Below are 15,722 nucleotides of genomic sequence, written 5' to 3'. Positions count from 1 at the left end.
CGGACGACTGGACCGCCCGACGACTCGGCGGCCCGACAGCTGGTCCGGACGGCCCTCAGGCGCCGTCGTCGACGAACAGCATGCGCAGCCTGCCGTCGGCGTACCCCACGCTCGAGCGCGCGAACGCCGCGTTCATGACCGTGATGAACGTGCCGAAGCGGCTGCGCAGCGCCACCTCGCCCCCCGTGAACGTCGCCGCCACGAGCACGCTGCAGTGGCTGCCCGACCGCGAGAGACGCACCGTCACGAGCGCAGGGGCCTCGCTCCCCGCCTGACCCTCCCGCTCCTCCTCCACGGCCGCCACGAGGGCGCCCAGCAGCACGCGCAGCGCCACCTGCTGCTCGCGCGAGAGCCCTTCGGCGAGCCCGTCGACGTCGATCACCTCGAGTGCCGACGGGTGCTCCCGCTGCAGCCGTTCGAGCCACGGCAGGGCGGTCTGGGTGATGATGACGGATCGGAGCTCGGCCGAGATCTGCCTGGCGCGCTCCACATCGGCCGCCGTGACCTCGCCGCGCTGCACGACGCCCTCGAGGAAGGGCACGAGCTCCACCGAGAGCGCATCGCGCCCCGAGTCGCGCAGGAGCTCGCGCAGCCGCGCCCGCACTCGCCGGGAGAGCCGGCTCTGCTCACGGGCCACCTGCTCGAGCGACCGTGAGAGCGACAGGCTCATGCGGTAGGAGAACACCGAGGCAGCGCTGCCGAACAGCAGCACGGGCGTGGCGGAGATGATGGCCGAGGTGAACGGCGAGGCGAGGGACGGCATGGCCGAGGTCTCCAGCGCGCTCGTGACCCCCACCGCGATGGCGGACACGACGGTCGCGGCCGCGATGTCCCGACCCGGGCGGAACTCGGCGCAGCACAGCAGCGTCACACCCACGACGAGCGGGCCCCAGTTGTCCCAGACCACATTGCTCGACCCCCATGCGCTGAGGCTCGAGGCGGTCGACGCCAGCACGACGGTGCCCACGGCCGCAGCGAAGCCCCTGAACCCGATGGGGCTCCGCACCGGATCCGTGCCGATCATCACGATGAGGGCCGAGCTCGTGACCAGCAGGATCGCGGCCGCCGAGAACAGCGGTCGGGTGATCTCCTCGCTCGAGGCGAGGGTGCGGATGACGGCGTAGACGAGCGCGACGGACACGGCGAAGCCGATGAGCGGATAGAGACTGCGCGCGGTGATCGGATCGAAGCGCTGAGGGGTGCCGCGCCAGTGCAGGAAGCCCCTCATGACGGAGCCTCCCCGGCCTCGGCCGCCTGCACGGGGAGGCCCGCCTGCACGGGCAGCGTGAACATGTACGCCGTGCCGTTGCCCGGCGAGGTGAAGAGCTGGGCGTCGCCACCGGCATCCCGGATGCGCCCCAGGATCGACTGCGAGACCCCCAGCCGGTCGGCGGGCACCTCCTGCGGATCGAAGCCCACGCCGGGGTCGGCGACCGTGACGACGACCGCATCCGGGGCGCCGTCGACCACGATCTCGGCCCGATCCGACCCGGAGTGCCGCGCCACGTTCACGAACGCCTGGCGCAGCGCGAGCGCGAGCGCGGCGGAGGAGGCCGCATCGAGGCGGTTCAGCGACGCGAGATCGCCGAGGGCGTCGACCTGCACACCCAGGCCCTGCGCCTCCGCGACGGCCTCGTCGAGGACTGCGGGGAGCGGCTCGGGGCCCCTGCCGTGGGCGCGGGAGTCCACATCCCCCGACCACCAGGCCCCCTCCGCGATCATCGACAGGTCGCGGTCGATCGACGCCCGCTGGGAGGGCTTCAACGGGCCCGGCTGCTGGGTGCCGAGCACCGTGAGCTCGCTCAGCACGGTGTCGTGGAAGAGCGCCACCACCTGGGCCTCGAGCTCGCGCTGGTAGGCCGCCGCATCCGCTTCGCGCCCCGCGCGCTCCACCACGCGGCGATCGTGGATGGCCCGGCGCCGCAGCGCGAGGTTCGCGACACCCACCACGAGGATGGCGAAGGCGGCCGCCGCGGTCTGGAAGTCGAACGTGGGGAACCGCTCCACCGTGCAGGCGGCGAGCAGCACGGAGGCCTGGCCGAAGAGGTAGGCGAGCGCGATGAAGACCACCGACCGCACGCCCAGCACGCTCGGCGCGATCGTGTAGACGAACGCCATCTGCGGCAGCGACAGGATGAACGGGGACTCCGCGATGCCGGCAGGCGCGTTCTCCAGCACGATGAGCGAGTACAGCCCGATGCAGGCCGGACCGACCAGCAGATGGATCACCATGATCCACGGCCGGCGCCAGTGGTGGCTCACGAGCATGATCACGGCGAGTGGCACGAGCAGCAGCAGGGCGGGCCAGGCGTTGTGGCCCGGCGAGTTGACGTTGCGGAGCACCACGAGCACCGCGGCGATCACGAGCGCCGTGCTGCCGAAGGCGAGAGTGGCACTCGACAGCGCCTCCGCGGCGCTCCGACCCGTGTCGGCCCGTCCTGTCGCCCCTGTCATCGCACCCCCGCGGTCCTCGTCCGATGATGCCATACACGAGACGATCGGGGCCGCCGTCTAGAATCGAGATCCCCCGGCCGAGACGGAGACCACCTGAAGACCGAGCAGAGGCACGAGCTGCAGCGCAGGCACGCCGACACCGGTTGGCGCGCGACCGCCGCCGTGCTGCTCGTCGTCTACTCGGTGGCGGTGCTCGTGGTCGTGGCGTGGCCGACACCCGTGGATCGCGGGGCGAGCCGGGCGATCGTGCGGGTGCTGCAGGCCCTGCACGATCGTGACGTGCTCATGTTCATCGGGTACCGGCAGGTGGAGTTTCTGTCGAACGTGGGGATGTTCGTGCCGCTCGGTCTGCTCATCGGCATCGTGCTCGGGCGGCGGTTCTGGGGGTTCGCGGTGCTCATCGGGTTCGGGCTGTCGGTCGGCATCGAGGTGTGCCAGGCGGTGTTCCTGCCGGAGCGGTTCGCGACCGTCGACGACGTGATCGCGAACACCTCCGGGGCGCTCGTGGGGGCGCTGGTCGCCGGTGTCTTCTTCCTGCGGCGGGCCGTGGTGTCGGTGACGTTGCCTGCGGCCGGTCGGGATCCGCGGATCTAGGGCCGCGGGCTCACTGCGGCTCAGCGGGCGGCGAGCTCGGGGATGCGCACCGGCTGGGGCGACGTGCCCGCATCCGCAACGGTGGCCGTCGGGCGGCCGCGTCCGCGCATCCGCTCTGCCGCCCCGTGGGCCGTGCGCCTGGCGACGACGCCGAGCCGCTGCCAGGATCCGTCTCGGATGAGCAGCAGATCGACCGCGATCATGGCGAGTGAGAACGGCCACAGGCCGAGCAGCACCGCGATGCCGAGGTGCGTGAACGTGATGAGGGCCACGAAGAGGTAGCGGCTCGGCTTCCAGAGCAGGGCGAGCGGGAAGAGCAGCTGCACGGTCAGCGCCATCCAGGTGCCGATGTTGACGACCCAGGCCCACTGGTAGGTGAACTCGCTGAGGGTCGGCAGCACCTGGAACTCGTTGAGCACGAGGGCGTAGTAGAGGGCGGTGCCGTCGATCCACTCCTCGCCCTGCAGCTTGAGGATGGAGGAGACGAGGTAGACGAGCAGGATCTGGTAGCAGCAGAGGATGAGCGCGGTGTTGTGCAGCCACGTGCCGAACCACTCCGGCACCCAGCGCGGGCGGAGCGAGCGCCGGACCTTGCCGCGTGCGGCGGCCCGGCGGGCGAGCCAGGCGTCGACGGAGAAGTGCTCGCTGAGGCTCGCGAAGATGGCGAAGAAGAGCACGATGCGCATGAGCACGTCGCCACCGTTGGTGAGCAGGGTGCTGTTGGTCGAGAGACCCACCCAGAACAGCAGCAGCACGGGGGTGACCCAGCGGGTCTTGAGGCCCACGATGAAGAGCGCGACGAGCAGCAGGAGGGCCGCGAAGGCCAGGTCGAACAGCACGGGGTCGGTCTTGCTGAACACTCCGCGGAGGATCTCCGCCCAGCCGCGGCGACGGGCCTCCGGCTCGATCCACGAAGATCCGGCGCCCCACAGGTAGTGGCGGTCGGCGAAGCTCGGGAGGAGCGTGATGAGCATCGCGAGGCCGAAGATGATGCGGAGGAGGGAGAAGCCGATCGTGGCGTGCTTCTGGCCCGAGAGCCAGCCGGTGAGGCCGTTCCAGGCCTGCTGCGGGAGGTGCTTGGGGTCGATCCGCTTGGAGGTCCGCTTGGTGACCCGTTCGGGCTCGATCTGCTCGGGGGCTGCGATGGTCATCGTGCGTACCTCTCGATCACGTCGTCGAAGATGGCCACCGTCTCGGGGTCCGGCTGCTCGGCGGGCTGGCGCCAGCCGAACTCGAGCTCGTTGATCGGGGTCTGGCGTTCGGTGTCGTTGCGGTGCTCGAAGTCGTTCGGGCGGTCGAACTGCACGCGCCAGCGCACGCGCTCGACGTCGCGGTCGAAGTAGGCCTCGCCGTAGGCGGTCGCGTAGCGGATGAGCATGTAGTCGTAGCGGAGCAGGGGCACGGTGTTGGTGTCGTCCTCGCCGTCGCCGAGGTTCTTGATCTCGTCGACGAGCTCGTCATCCGGGATCGGCTGGAAACCGCCGTCGTCGGTGCGCTCGATGAAGGTGTCCTGCACGCGGGTCTTCTGCTCGTCGGTGAGCTCGTCGAAGCGGGTGATGTAGGCCACGGCCGCGTTGGCGGTGCTCTTGGCGATGCGGGAGGGCATGGGGGTGTTCTCGATGGCGTTGAGCTCTGTGCCCGTGACGTCGACCCACTCGCTGTGCACGAGGTCGCCGGCGTCGTCGCGCCACTGCACCTGGATCTGGAGGGCGCTGTTGACCTTGAGCAGGTTGGGGGCGAAGACGTCCCAGCGCTGGGAGAAGTAGGGGGCGAACGCTTCGTTCACGGCGGCGTTGGCCGGGGAGCTGGGGAAGGTGAAGGAGGTGCTGACGATCGTGTAGCCGGCTACCACGGCGAGCGTGAGGGCGGTCGCGACGGCCGCGAGGCGCGTGCGCTTGGGGGCGGAGGCCTTGCTGCCGGTGGCCCCGGCGCCGGCGCCGGTCTTGGTGCCAGCGCTGGACTTGGTGCCAGCGGCCGCGATTGAACCAGCAGGGGACGTAGTATCGACGGCGGACTTGGCGCCGGCAGCGCCGTTGGTACCAGCGTCAGACTTGGCGCCAGAGGCCGCGTTGGTACTGGCGGCGGCCTTGGTGGAGGCGGCCATCTTAATGTCGGCGTTCGCGCCGGGGGCCTTGGCGGCATTGTCCGCGGTGGCGGTAGTGGCGCTTCGGTCAGCCGAGCGGTTGGGCCCGGCGGTGGGGCCGTTGCGCTTCGTGTTGGGGCCTGAGGCGGCGGGATCGGTGCGATTCGCCGCGGATCCGCTGGCTCCGGCCCTCGGCGTGGTGGGCTTGCCGGTGCTGGCGGCGGGCTTGCCTGTGCTGGCGGCGGGCTTGCCGGCGCTGGCGGCGGGCTTGGTGCCGGGGGCCCGCTTGGCCTTGCGCGAGGCCTTCGGCTTCTTGCGCTGCATGGTGGTGCCTCCTCGGCGCCTCGGGTTCGGTTCAGAGCGGGGGTGGGATCCGGGCCTGGTCCGGATGGAGGGCGGGGGCGCCGTTGCGACGCCCCCGCCCGGGTTCATCAGGTGGTGCTGCGGCGACGGGCGATGACGAAGGTCGTCGCGCCGAGCCCGAGCAGCAGGAGGGCCAGGGCGCTGATGGTCAGCGCACCCGAGGCCTCATTGCCGGTGGAGGCAAGCACGCCGGAGTCGTACGACCCGCTGGAGCTCACGTTCGAGCCGCTGGAGTAGCTCGAGTCGGTGGAGTCGGATGCGTCGGTCGAATCCGTGGAGTCGGTCGAATCCGTGGAGTCCTTCGAGTCGGTCGCATCGACGGCGTCGACGTTCGAGACGTCCTTCGCGTCGGTGGAGTCAGTCGAATCGGTGGAGTCCGTGGAATCGGCCGAGTCCTTGGAATCCGTGGAGTCTACGGAGTCCGTCGAATCCTTCGAGTCGGTCGAGTCCGTGGAATCGGTCGAATCAACCGAGTCAGTCGAATCCTTGGAGTCAGTCGAGTCCTTGGAGTCGGTGTGGTCCGTGGAGTCAGTCGAGTCCGTCGAGTCCGTCGAATCGGTGGAGTCCTTCGAATCCGTCGAATCTACCGAGTCTGTCGAATCCTTGGAATCCGTGTGGTCCGTCGAATCCTTCGAATCGGTGGAGTCCTTGGAATCGGTCGAATCTACGGAGTCGGTCGAGTCCTTGGAGTCCGTCGAATCCTTCGAGTCAGTTGAGTCCTTGGAGTCGGTGTGGTCCGTCGAGTCCGTCGAATCTACCGAGTCAGTCGAGTCCTTGGAGTCGGTGTGGTCGGTGGAGTCGGTCGAGTCCTTGGAATCGGTCGAGTCCTTCGAGTCGGTGTGGTCCGTCGAGTCCTTCGAATCGGTGGAGTCCTTGGAATCGGTGGAGTCCTTCGAATCGGTGGAGTCCTTCGAATCGGTGGAGTCCTTCGAATCGGTGGAGTCCTTGGAATCGGTGGAGTCCTTGGAATCGGTGGAGTCCTTGGAATCGGTGGAGTCCTTGGAATCGGTGGAGTCCTTGGAATCGGTGGAGTCCTTGGAGTCCGTCGAATCCTTCGAGTCAGTTGAGTCCTTGGAGTCGGTGTGGTCCGTCGAGTCCGTCGAATCGGTGTGATCCGTCGAGTCCGTCGAATCGGTGTGATCCGTCGAGTCCGTCGAATCGGTGTGATCCGTCGAGTCCTTGGAGTCGGTCGAGTCCTTGGAGTCGGTGTGGTCCGTCGAGTCCTTCGAATCGGTGGAGTCCTTGGAATCGGTCGAATCTACGGAGTCGGTCGAGTCCTTGGAGTCCGTCGAGTCCTTGGAGTCCGTCGAGTCCTTGGAGTCCGTCGAGTCCTTCGAATCGGTGTGGTCCGTGGAATCCTTCGAATCGGTGGAGTCCTTCGAGTCGGTGTGATCCGTGGAATCAACGGAGTCAGTCGAGTCCTTGGAATCGGTGTGGTCCGTCGAGTCCTTGGAATCGGTGGAGTCCTTCGAGTCCGTGTGATCCGTCGAATCTACAGAGTCAGTCGAGTCCGTCGAGTCGGTGTGATCCGTGGAATCCTTCGAGTCCGTGTGATCCGTCGAGTCCTTGGAATCGGTCGAGTCCTTCGAATCGGTCATGTCCTTCGAATCGGTGTGATCCGTCGAGTCCTTGGAATCGGTCGAGTCCTTCGAATCCGTGTGATCCGTCGAGTCCGTGGAGTCCTTCGAGTCCGTGTGATCGGTGGAGTCGGTCGAGTCCTTCGAGTCCGTGTGATCCGTGGAGTCTTTCGAGTCCGTGTGATCGGTGGAGTCCTTCGAATCCGACATGTCCTTGGAGTCCGTGTGGTCCGTGGAGTCGGTCGAGTCCTTCGAATCCGTGTGATCCGTCGAGTCCTTGGAATCGGTGGAGTCCGTGTGATCGGTGGAGTCGGTGGAGTCCTTCGAATCCGTCATGTCCTTGGAGTCAGTGTGATCCGTGGAGTCGGTCGAGTCCTTCGAATCCGTGTGATCCGTCGAGTCCGTGTGATCGGTGGAGTCGGTGGAGTCCTTCGAATCCGTCATGTCCTTGGAGTCAGTGTGATCCGTGGAGTCGGTGGCGTCCTTGGAGTCCGTGGCGTCCTTGGAGTCCGTGGCGTCCTTGGAGTCCGTGTGGCCCGTAGAGTCCGTGGCGTCCTTGGAGTCCGTGTGGCCCGTAGAGTCCGTGGCGTCCTTGGAGTCCGTGTGGCCCGTGGAGTCCGTGGCGTCCTTGGAGTCGGTGTGGCCGGTGGAGTCGGTCGCGTCTTTCGAGTCGGTGGTGCCCGTGTAGGGGGCTGCCGGGGCCGACTGGCGGGACTGGGGGGCCGGAGCTGCTGCCTGCGGGGCTGCGGAGGCTGCTGCCTGTGCGGCGGCGGCATCGGGGGCTGCGGGATGAGCGGAGGCGGGTGCCTCTGCGGCCGGAGCCGGAGCCGCTGCCGTGGCGGCGGGTGCCTTCGGGGCCTGGGTCGCGGCGGAGGCGGGTGCCTCTACGGCTGGGGACGCTGCAGGCTCGGCTGCCGCGGGTGCCTCTTGGGCCGGCGCCTCGGCCGCTGCGGAGGCGGGTGCCTCCGGGGTCGGGGCTGCTGCCGCGTCGGGGGTCGGGGCCGACTCGGGGGTCGGGGTCGGGGCCGACTCGGGGGTGGGGGCGGGGGCGGGAGACGTGGCCGCCGCGGTGTCGAGGGAGGGGGTGTCGCTGGCGTAGGCCGCTGCGGCAGGGCCGCCGGCTACGGCGAGGGCGCAGGCAGCGACGATCGCCCCCCATCTCAGGGCGCGCAGGCGGGGCTGCGTCCCTCGTTCGATACGTCGTGTCATAGGTCGTGTCCTTCATCGTCGGTTCGATCACCGATAGCCCGCAGTGATGACCCGCGTGGGCGCGGGAGCATGCCGAGGTGAGGCCCGTCGTTGGGCGTATGACGCAGCGACAGCGGGATGGATGGAGCCCTCCGCAGGCCGGGTGTGCCCGCGACGGCCCGCCAAGGCCGGACATCGGTTCTGGTCCTCGCTTGTGGGCCGGGGTCGGGTCGAAGCCGGCGTCGGGGACTTCTACCGAACCTGGCCGGACGACACGATCTCGGCACCGCCCATTACGGGTGAATCCAGGGGTCAATGTGGCGGGTGAGTGCTTTCCACCTGATAATGAGTCGGGGTAGGAAAAGGGGTCGCCAAGGTGTCATTTGATGCGCTGTTGCGATCCCTGCGCGACCTCACCCACCAGGGGGTCGTGAAACGCCAGGCGGGTGACCTCACGGGTGCTGCGCAGACGGTGCTCGAGTGTCACACCATGCTGGCCGAGCTCGACGACGACGCCGTCTCCGAACTCGGCCCCGAGCTGGTGCCGCTGCGGGCCGAATGGGCTCTCACCTCCACCCTCCTCGGCGACGAGGAGCTGGCCCTCCGCGGCTGGGAGCGCACCTGGGACCAGGCCGAGAGGTTCGACCTCCCCGCAGAGGCGCACCAGGCCGCCGCGGCAGTGGCCGTGGTGCACGCCCTCAACGGCGACAGGCGCTACGCGACGATGTGGCTCGAGCGCGTCAATCCCTCACCCGACGACCCCGCAGCGCCCCTCGCCTCCGTGGCCCGCGCTTCGCTCGCCCTCGACGAGCTCGACTACGCGCAGGCCGAGCACGAGCTCGCCCTCGCCGAACCGCTCAGCACCACCGAGCGTTGGGCGACCCTGGCGTTCGTGGATGCGCGCCTGGCCGCCATGCAGGGCAAGGACACCTCCGGCATGACCCGCCTGCGCGCCACGTGCCTCGCCCACTACCCGAAGCAGTGGTCGGGCGGCGCGAACTGGCAGCTGATCGACTCGGCCACCCTCATCCTCGACCGCATCGAGAGCCGGAGCACCCGCAAGGACAGCCGCGGATCCGCCGTGACCGAGTACGCCGACCTGCTGATCGGTCTGCGCGCGGTGGAGAAGGACTCCCCCAGCACAGCCAGGACGATCGCCGAGGACAACCTCGGCCGCTCCCCCGTGTCGCTCCGCACCACGGCCGGCATGCAGCTGCTGCTCGCGATGACGACCCCGGATGAGGACGAAGCGGCCGCGCTCATCGACGCCGCTCTCGAGACGATCCGCTCCGAGCGCATCTTCTACCTGCTGTCGAAGTTCACCGACGACCGCATCCAGAGCCGGGCCACCGACCACGAGGAGCTCATCCCGTACCTGGCCGACGACTACGATCCGAGAACCAGGCAGGCCGCGCTCACCAAGCGCGAGCGCGAGATCCTCTGGTACATCGCGCAGGGCTACCGCTTCGAGCAGATCGCCGCCGCGGAGTACATCTCGGTCAACACGGTCAAGAGCCACGCGAAGAAGCTGTATCGACGGATCGACGTGAACAGCCGCTCGTCGGCCGCCAGGTACGCGGCCGCGAACCCGGGCGATCCGCTGCCGCCGGCCGACGCGGCGACGGGCACCACCACCGGCACGAGCACCGGCACCAACTAACGCTCCGAGCAGCACGATGCCGGCCCGGCCACTGAGGCTCCGGACCGGCATGGCTGAGGATCGGCTACGCCGCGAGCACGAACGCGGCGGCCCGGCCCGAGGGGTTCTCGACGGGGGTGCCGTCGGGCTCGGTGCCCTCGATAGGGTCGACCTCGTCGGGCGTGGGGGTGTTGTCGGGGCGCGGGTCACTCATCCTGGGCTCCTCCGCCCGATGCGGTGTCTTCGCCTTCGGTGGACTCGGTGCCGTCGGAACTCGATCCGTCGGGGATCTCCTCCGCGTCGGGGCGCTTGTCGAATGTCTCGTGTGTCATGCCCTCGACGCTACGCCCCCTCCCCCGGAACGGCCCAGGGGCTTGACGCGAGGCCTTCGCCCACCCTCACCCGCACCCGCCGAAGTCAGTTGGTGGTGAAGTCGCCTGCCACGATGGCGTCGGCGTACTTGCGCACGTCCGGGCCCGGCTCGTAGTCGATGAAGCGGTCCTTGAGCAGGCGGTTGAGCTCGGCGTAGGCCTCGTCGGAGGTGGCGTCGCCGTGCGAGGCGGCGACCGTCTCGACGGCCTCCTGCAGCACCCGGTCGGAGTCGGTGAGGATCTTGGCGCGGGCTTCGTCGTTCCAGTGGATCTGTGAGTCGGTCATGCGGCCCACGCTAGGCCGTTCCGCCCGCACGGCAAGCCCCCCCCTACGCGACGATCGGGCTGCTGTCGAGTTCGGCGAGCAGCTCGGCGACGTCGTCGTAGACGGCCGCTGCGCCCGCCTCGAGGAGCTCCTGCCGCCCCGATCCGCCGCTCAGCACGCCGATGCACGGCACCCCGGCACGGAGCGACGCCTTCACGTCCCACACCGAGTCCCCCACCATCACGGCGTCACTGGCCGCGGCGTCGACCTTCGAGAGGGCCACCTCGATGATGTCCGGCTCGGGTTTGGCGCTCTCGACGTCGTCGGAGGAGGTGGTGGCAGCGATGGCATCGTCGACGTCGAGCACCTCGAGCAGCACCTCGAGCTCCTTCTCGGGCGATGACGTGGCGAGCACCACCTGGTGCCCGCGCGCCGCCAGTTCGCGTAGGATCTCCTGCGCCCCGCCGATGGGCCGGAGCCGATCCGCCATGGCGAGGTAGTTCTCGCTGTGGCCCTCCTTGATCGCGTCTCCCACGGTCTCGGCGTCGTCGCCGAGGAGCGTCTCGAGCAGCGTGCTCGAGTCCATGCCGATCGACCGATGGATGCGCCAGGTGTCGACGGGGTGACCGGCAGCCACGAAGGCCCTGTCGAAGGCCTCGACGTGGAGGTAGTTGCTGTCCATGAGGGTGCCGTCGATGTCGAAGAGCACGGCCTTCAGGCTTCGGTCGTCGTGATTCTGCATGCCTCCACCGAACTCCCCGGCATGAGCACCCACCACCCCCTCGCCGATCGCGGCCGGGTGTGCCTAGGTGAGGCGCCGCTCAGAACGGCAGCACGTTGGCGAGCACGATGGCCACGAACACCGCTGCGGTCGGGATGGCCCAGATGAGGGTGGCCCGCAGCGACGAGAGGCGCAGCCTCTGCCCGGGAGCCGCGACCACGGGCTGCCCGGCGGTCATCGCCCCACCGCCCTGCACCACCGGAGCCTCCCGGTCGTCCCTCCAGCGCTCCCAGCGCCCCACCTTGTCGCGCAGCGCCCCCACGGCGTCGGCCACACCGAGCCAGCGCTCGGGGTCGAGCGTCACCAGGTCGCGGTGGTCGACGAGGAACAGCCAGTCGTCGATGATCTCCACATCGAACCCGCGCACCCTGTCCACGAGCCGCGCCATCACGTCGGGCGTGAACAGGTAGAGCGCATCGCGCTCGTACCCCTCGGGGCAGAAGAGGGTGAAGTGCTGGTCGAAGTCGCCCTCGAGCGAGAGCTGCTGCGCCCGTGCGGGCAGGGCGGCCGAGGTGATGACGGGGGTGCGGTTGTGCCGGGACTGCAGCACGATGTGCGGCAGCGCCGAGCGCAGCCGCAGGGCGCAGTAGCCGCCGAACTGCGTGTTGCGGTTGCGGGCGGTGCCGTGGATGAGCTCGTAGTTGGCGAACTCGATCGAGCGGTCGGCGAGCGGATGCATCACCCGGGTGAGCACGAGGAGACCGCGATCCTTCCACGGCGTGACGTGCGTTCCCTTGTAGGGGCCCGGCAGATAGGTCAGGCCGTTCTGGGCCGCGAAGTGGGCGAGCCGGTAGTGCCGCACCGGCGTGCCCCGACGGGCCCTCGTGCGGGCGTACCACCAGATGAGCACCCCACCGCCCACGACCATGAGGGCGAGGATCGCCCCCATGCCGAACAGCTGGCTCACCATGTCGGGCGCCGCCTCGTCGATCTCCTGAGAGACGCCCGTGGCCATGGCGAGCATGCCTATCGCGAAGGTCGCGATCCCGATGCCGACGACGATCCGCCGGGCGGGGGTGAACGGGTTCCTCGCCGAGGGGTTCCGAGCCGCGAACGCACGGAAGAACGTCTTGACGTCGCGACGCTTGACCGGTGCGGTGAGCGCCGAGGTCTGCAGTGCGCCCGTGCGCGCAGACCCCGTCTGCCGGGAGGCTATCTCAGCCCCGCGTGAGCTCGAGAGCCGCGGCGGTCTGCTTCATCGACTTCTCGGCGGCGGCCTTCTTCTCGTTGAGCTTGGTGCCGAACGAGGGGATCATGCGCGCGAGCTTCTTCTCCCACACCGGGTACTCCTCGGGGAAGCAGCGCTGCACGAGGTCGATCATGATGGGCACCGCGGTGGAGGCACCCGGCGAGGCGCCGAGCAGACCCGAGATGGAGCCGTCGGCGGACGTGATGACCTCGGTGCCGAACTGCAGCACCCCGCCCTTCTTCGCATCCTTCTTCATGACCTGCACACGCTGACCCGCGGTGATGAGGTACCAGTCCTCGTCTTCGGCCGTGGGCATGAACTCGCGGAGCGCCTCGAGCTTCTTCGAGCGCGATGCGAGCAGCTCGCCCACGAGGTACTTCATGAGGTCGAAGTTGTCGCGGGCCACGGCGAGCATGGGCCCGATGTTGTGCGGCCGCACCGAGAGCGGCAGGTCGAGCCACGAGCCCTTCTTGAGGAACTTGGGGCTGAACCCGGCATACGGGCCGAACAGCAAGGACGACTGCCCGTCGACCACTCTCGTGTCGAGGTGCGGCACCGACATGGGAGGCGCCCCCACGGCGGCCTTGCCGTAGACCTTCGCCTGGTGCTTGGCCACGACGGCCGGGTTGTCGGTGCGGAAGAACTGGCCGCTGATGGGGAAGCCGCCGAAGCCCTTGATCTCGGGGATGCCCGACTTCTGCAGCAGCGGCAGCGCGTGGCCGCCGGCGCCCACGAACACGAAGCGCGCGTTGACGGTGAACGGAGTGGTGCCCACGAGCTCGCGGCCCATGATCTTCCACGTGCCGTCTTTCTGCTTCTCGAGCTTCTTGACGAGGGTGTTGAGGCGCAGAGAGGCGCCCTCGGCCTCGAGGTAGTCGAAGAGCTGCTTGGTGAGCGCGCCGAAGTCGACGTCGGTGCCCGACTCGATCCAGGTGGCCGCGATCTTCTCGTCTTTGAGGCGATCCTTCATGAGCAGCGGCGCCCACTCGTAGATCTTGTGCGGGTCGTCGGAGAACTGGATGCCCTCGAAGAGCGGCTCGTTGCGCAGCAGCTCCCAGCGGCGGCGCAGGTACTCCACGTTGGCCTCGCCGCGCACGAAGGTCATGTGCGGGGTGGGGTTGATGAACGACGTGGGGTCGGGAAGCACGCCGTCTTGCACGAGGGCCGACCAGAACTGGCGGCTCACCTGGAACTGCTCGTTGATGCCCACCGCACGGGAGCTCTCGAGCGTGCCGTCGGGCGCCTCGGGCATGTAGTTGAGCTCGGCGAGCGCCGCGTGGCCGGTGCCGGCGTTGTTCCACGGGTTCGAGCTCTCGAGCCCGACTTCGCTGAGCTTCTCGAAGATCACGATCGACCAATCGGGCTGCAGCTGCTTGAGCATGGTTCCCAGGGTGGCACTCATGATGCCACCGCCGATCAGGGCGACGTCGACGATCTTTTGGCTCACGTGCACCATCCTACGTCCGTTGTATACAAGCAGGCACCATACCGGAGAACCCGGTCTACGCTCGACACGATGGACGACAAGGTGTGCGCCTCGTGCGGGCGACGGATGCAGTGGCGGGCGAAGTGGGCGCGCACCTGGGACGAGGTGAAGTACTGCTCGGATGCGTGCCGCAAGCGCGGCGTGACGGCGGCGGATGCGGAGCTCGAGGCGGCCCTGCGCCAGCAGCTCGTCGGGGGCCCGCGCGGCGCGGTCGTGGAGGTGCCGGAGGGGGAACCGGCGCGTCGGGCCGCCCGCCGTCTCGTGGCGGCCGGGGTCGCCGACATCGTGCAGAAGGGCAGGGTGGTCGACCCCTCGACCGCCAGGGGTCCGATCGGGATCAGGCGCCGCTGACGCGTAGGCTCGCCCGCATGACTGCCGAATGGACCGAGCACGTGATGTGGTGGCACGTGTACCCGCTGGGCTTCGTGGGCGCGCCCATCCGCCCCGAACGCCCCGAGCACCCCGAGGCACCGGCGCCGGACCTCCCGGTGCACAGACTGCCGGCGATCGAGGGATGGCTCGACCACGTGATCGAGCTGGGTCTCAACGGCCTGCTGCTCGGCCCGGTCTTCGCGAGCACGACGCACGGCTACGACACGATCGACCACGACCGCATCGACGACCGGCTCGGCGACGACGCCGACTTCGACCACCTCGTGGCGACCGCCCGCGAGAAGGGCATCCGGGTGCTCCTCGACGGCGTCTTCAACCACGTGGGCCGCGAGCACGCCCTGTTCCGGCACGTGGAGGAGAACGGACCCGACTCGCCGCACGCCGCGCTCTTCCGCATCGATCGGACCGGCTGGCAGCCGGGGCAGCCGGTGGCGGCCGAGGTCTTCGAGGGCCACGACGCCCTCGTCGCGCTGAACCACGATGCGCCCGAGGTCGTGGACCTCGTGGTCGGGATCCTCTCGCACTGGCTCGACCGCGGCATCGACGGCTGGCGGCTCGACGCGGCCTACGCCGTTCCCGCCGCCTTCTGGCGCGAGGTGCTCCCGCGCGTGCGCGAGCGGCATCCGGAGGCCTGGTTCACGGGAGAGGTCATCCACGGCGCCGATGCCGAGCTCGCCGAGCGGTCGACCATCGACTCCTTCACCCAGTACGAACTGTGGCAGGCCACCTGGCACGGCATCGTGGACCGCAACCTGTTCGAGCTCGCGCACGCCCTCGACCGGCACGACGCCCTGCTCGAGAGCTACGTGCCCTCGACCTTCGTGGGCAACCACGACGTCACCCGCATCGCCTCGGCCGTGGGCGAGCAGTACGTGGGGCACACGCTCGCGGTGCTCTTCACCGTGGCGGGGGTGCCCTCGATCTACGCCGGAGACGAGTACGGGTGGACGGGCGTGAAGGAGGAGCGGATCGGCGGAGACGACGCCGTGCGGCCCGCCTTTCCTCCCGCTCCCCCGGCGGAGAGCGAGCTGCCGCCTCCCGGTGCCCGCATCCTGGGGCAGCACCGGCAGCTCATCGCGCTGCGGCGCCGGCACGCCTGGCTGCACCACGCGCGCACCACGGCCGTGGGGATCGCGAACGAAACCCTCACCTTCCGCACCGTCGCCGCGGACTCCTCCGAGGCGCTCCTCACAGCGCTCAACCTCTCCGACGTTCCGCTGCGGGTGGAGGCGCCGGGCAGCGCGAGCGTGGCGGCCGGCACGGCGACCCGCGAGGGCGGCGCGTTCGTGGTGCCCGCCCGCGAGTGGGCTGTCATCGAGGTGTCGTGAGCGCGAGGGCA

The 15,722-nt window shown here is 69.1% G+C and carries 15 protein-coding genes; 4 read left to right on the top strand and 11 right to left on the bottom strand.

The annotated features are described in order from the left end of the window. Positions 1–55: 55 nt before the first annotated feature. Positions 56–1,228 (bottom strand): hypothetical protein, encoded by a 1,173-nt coding sequence (locus ACEXQC_RS18145; RefSeq protein ID WP_374825570.1) that lies wholly within the window; start codon positions 1,226–1,228, stop codon positions 56–58. Further along, positions 1,225–2,487 (bottom strand): sensor histidine kinase, encoded by a 1,263-nt coding sequence (locus tag ACEXQC_RS18140; RefSeq protein WP_374825568.1) that lies wholly within the window; start codon positions 2,485–2,487, stop codon positions 1,225–1,227. Before ACEXQC_RS18140 ends, ACEXQC_RS18145 begins: the two co-directional genes overlap by 4 nt. Before the next feature lie 129 nt (positions 2,488–2,616). Here ACEXQC_RS18140 and ACEXQC_RS18135 point away from each other — a divergent pair, with 129 nt between their 5' ends. Further along, positions 2,617–3,048: a VanZ family protein gene (locus ACEXQC_RS18135; RefSeq protein ID WP_374825566.1), complete on the top strand. Its 432-nt coding sequence runs from the start codon at positions 2,617–2,619 to the stop codon at positions 3,046–3,048. A 20-nt stretch (positions 3,049–3,068) separates the two neighbouring features. Here the strand turns inward: ACEXQC_RS18135 and ACEXQC_RS18130 are convergent, their stop codons facing one another. From ACEXQC_RS18130 to ACEXQC_RS18120, 3 genes are all read right to left on the bottom strand, one after another. After that, complete coding sequence (locus ACEXQC_RS18130) at positions 3,069–4,199, bottom strand: HTTM domain-containing protein (RefSeq protein WP_374825564.1); 1,131 nt, start codon at positions 4,197–4,199, stop codon at positions 3,069–3,071. Continuing rightward, the gene (locus tag ACEXQC_RS18125) at positions 4,196–5,455 is read right to left on the bottom strand and encodes a DUF5819 family protein (RefSeq protein WP_374825562.1); all 1,260 of its coding nucleotides are present in this window, start codon (positions 5,453–5,455) and stop codon (positions 4,196–4,198) included. Before ACEXQC_RS18125 ends, ACEXQC_RS18130 begins: the two co-directional genes overlap by 4 nt. A gap of 107 nt (positions 5,456–5,562) precedes the next feature. Further along, positions 5,563–8,280 (bottom strand): hypothetical protein, encoded by a 2,718-nt coding sequence (locus tag ACEXQC_RS18120; protein WP_374825560.1) that lies wholly within the window; start codon positions 8,278–8,280, stop codon positions 5,563–5,565. Positions 8,281–8,635: 355 nt separating this feature from the next. Between ACEXQC_RS18120 and ACEXQC_RS18115 the strand changes: the two genes are divergently transcribed. Next, positions 8,636–9,919, top strand: coding sequence for a helix-turn-helix transcriptional regulator (locus tag ACEXQC_RS18115; RefSeq protein ID WP_374825558.1), 1,284 nt, complete (start codon positions 8,636–8,638; stop codon positions 9,917–9,919). Positions 9,920–9,983: 64 nt separating this feature from the next. Here ACEXQC_RS18115 and ACEXQC_RS18110 read toward each other — a convergent pair whose 3' ends face one another. The 6 genes from ACEXQC_RS18110 to ACEXQC_RS18085 form a co-directional block, all read right to left on the bottom strand. Continuing rightward, on the bottom strand, positions 9,984–10,112 hold the full coding sequence (locus ACEXQC_RS18110; RefSeq protein WP_374825556.1) for a hypothetical protein: 129 nt from the start codon (positions 10,110–10,112) through the stop codon (positions 9,984–9,986). After that, positions 10,105–10,230 (bottom strand): hypothetical protein, encoded by a 126-nt coding sequence (locus ACEXQC_RS18105; RefSeq protein WP_374825554.1) that lies wholly within the window; start codon positions 10,228–10,230, stop codon positions 10,105–10,107. The genes ACEXQC_RS18110 and ACEXQC_RS18105 overlap by 8 nt, the downstream gene beginning before the upstream one ends. Positions 10,231–10,315: 85 nt before the next feature. After that, positions 10,316–10,555, bottom strand: coding sequence for a hypothetical protein (locus tag ACEXQC_RS18100; RefSeq protein WP_374825552.1), 240 nt, complete (start codon positions 10,553–10,555; stop codon positions 10,316–10,318). Positions 10,556–10,598: 43 nt separating this feature from the next. Then, positions 10,599–11,276: an HAD family hydrolase gene (locus tag ACEXQC_RS18095; RefSeq protein WP_374825550.1), complete on the bottom strand. Its 678-nt coding sequence runs from the start codon at positions 11,274–11,276 to the stop codon at positions 10,599–10,601. Between the two features lie 79 nt (positions 11,277–11,355). After that, positions 11,356–12,270, bottom strand: coding sequence for a hypothetical protein (locus ACEXQC_RS18090; RefSeq protein WP_374825548.1), 915 nt, complete (start codon positions 12,268–12,270; stop codon positions 11,356–11,358). Between the two features lie 202 nt (positions 12,271–12,472). Continuing rightward, the gene (locus tag ACEXQC_RS18085; RefSeq protein ID WP_374825546.1) at positions 12,473–13,960 is read right to left on the bottom strand and encodes a malate:quinone oxidoreductase; all 1,488 of its coding nucleotides are present in this window, start codon (positions 13,958–13,960) and stop codon (positions 12,473–12,475) included. A 60-nt stretch (positions 13,961–14,020) separates the two neighbouring features. On the opposite strand from ACEXQC_RS18085, the gene ACEXQC_RS18080 reads away from it, so the two are divergent. Next, positions 14,021–14,341 (top strand): DUF2256 domain-containing protein, encoded by a 321-nt coding sequence (locus ACEXQC_RS18080; RefSeq protein WP_374825544.1) that lies wholly within the window; start codon positions 14,021–14,023, stop codon positions 14,339–14,341. 17 nt (positions 14,342–14,358) lie between these two features. Further along, positions 14,359–15,711, top strand: a complete 1,353-nt coding sequence (locus ACEXQC_RS18075; protein WP_374825542.1) for an alpha-amylase family glycosyl hydrolase — start codon at positions 14,359–14,361, stop codon at positions 15,709–15,711. The last annotated feature ends 11 nt before the right edge of the window (positions 15,712–15,722 follow it).

It is taken from the genome of Herbiconiux liukaitaii (genome assembly GCF_041927495.1).
Lineage (GTDB): Bacteria > Actinomycetota > Actinomycetes > Actinomycetales > Microbacteriaceae > Herbiconiux > Herbiconiux liukaitaii.
Note: the sequence above shows the minus strand (reverse complement) of the source record. Positions and strands in the feature narration are given on the sequence as shown.

What these genes read in the sequence shown, in the direction of transcription:
- ACEXQC_RS18105 (WP_374825554.1), bottom strand. Translation starts at nt 10,230, where the DNA reads ATGACACACGAGACATTCGACAAGCGCCCCGACGCGGAGGAGATCCCC.
- ACEXQC_RS18120 (WP_374825560.1), bottom strand. Translation starts at nt 8,280, where the DNA reads ATGACACGACGTATCGAACGAGGGACGCAGCCCCGCCTGCGCGCCCTG.
- ACEXQC_RS18080 (WP_374825544.1), top strand. Translation starts at nt 14,021, where the DNA reads ATGGACGACAAGGTGTGCGCCTCGTGCGGGCGACGGATGCAGTGGCGG.
- ACEXQC_RS18110 (WP_374825556.1), bottom strand. Translation starts at nt 10,112, where the DNA reads ATGAGTGACCCGCGCCCCGACAACACCCCCACGCCCGACGAGGTCGAC.
- ACEXQC_RS18075 (WP_374825542.1), top strand. Translation starts at nt 14,359, where the DNA reads ATGACTGCCGAATGGACCGAGCACGTGATGTGGTGGCACGTGTACCCG.
- ACEXQC_RS18085 (WP_374825546.1), bottom strand. Translation starts at nt 13,960, where the DNA reads ATGGTGCACGTGAGCCAAAAGATCGTCGACGTCGCCCTGATCGGCGGT.
- ACEXQC_RS18145 (WP_374825570.1), bottom strand. Translation starts at nt 1,228, where the DNA reads ATGAGGGGCTTCCTGCACTGGCGCGGCACCCCTCAGCGCTTCGATCCG.
- ACEXQC_RS18125 (WP_374825562.1), bottom strand. Translation starts at nt 5,455, where the DNA reads ATGCAGCGCAAGAAGCCGAAGGCCTCGCGCAAGGCCAAGCGGGCCCCC.
- ACEXQC_RS18130 (WP_374825564.1), bottom strand. Translation starts at nt 4,199, where the DNA reads ATGACCATCGCAGCCCCCGAGCAGATCGAGCCCGAACGGGTCACCAAG.
- ACEXQC_RS18100 (WP_374825552.1), bottom strand. Translation starts at nt 10,555, where the DNA reads ATGACCGACTCACAGATCCACTGGAACGACGAAGCCCGCGCCAAGATC.
- ACEXQC_RS18090 (WP_374825548.1), bottom strand. Translation starts at nt 12,270, where the DNA reads ATGGCCACGGGCGTCTCTCAGGAGATCGACGAGGCGGCGCCCGACATG.
- ACEXQC_RS18095 (WP_374825550.1), bottom strand. Translation starts at nt 11,276, where the DNA reads ATGCAGAATCACGACGACCGAAGCCTGAAGGCCGTGCTCTTCGACATC.
- ACEXQC_RS18140 (WP_374825568.1), bottom strand. Translation starts at nt 2,487, where the DNA reads ATGGCATCATCGGACGAGGACCGCGGGGGTGCGATGACAGGGGCGACA.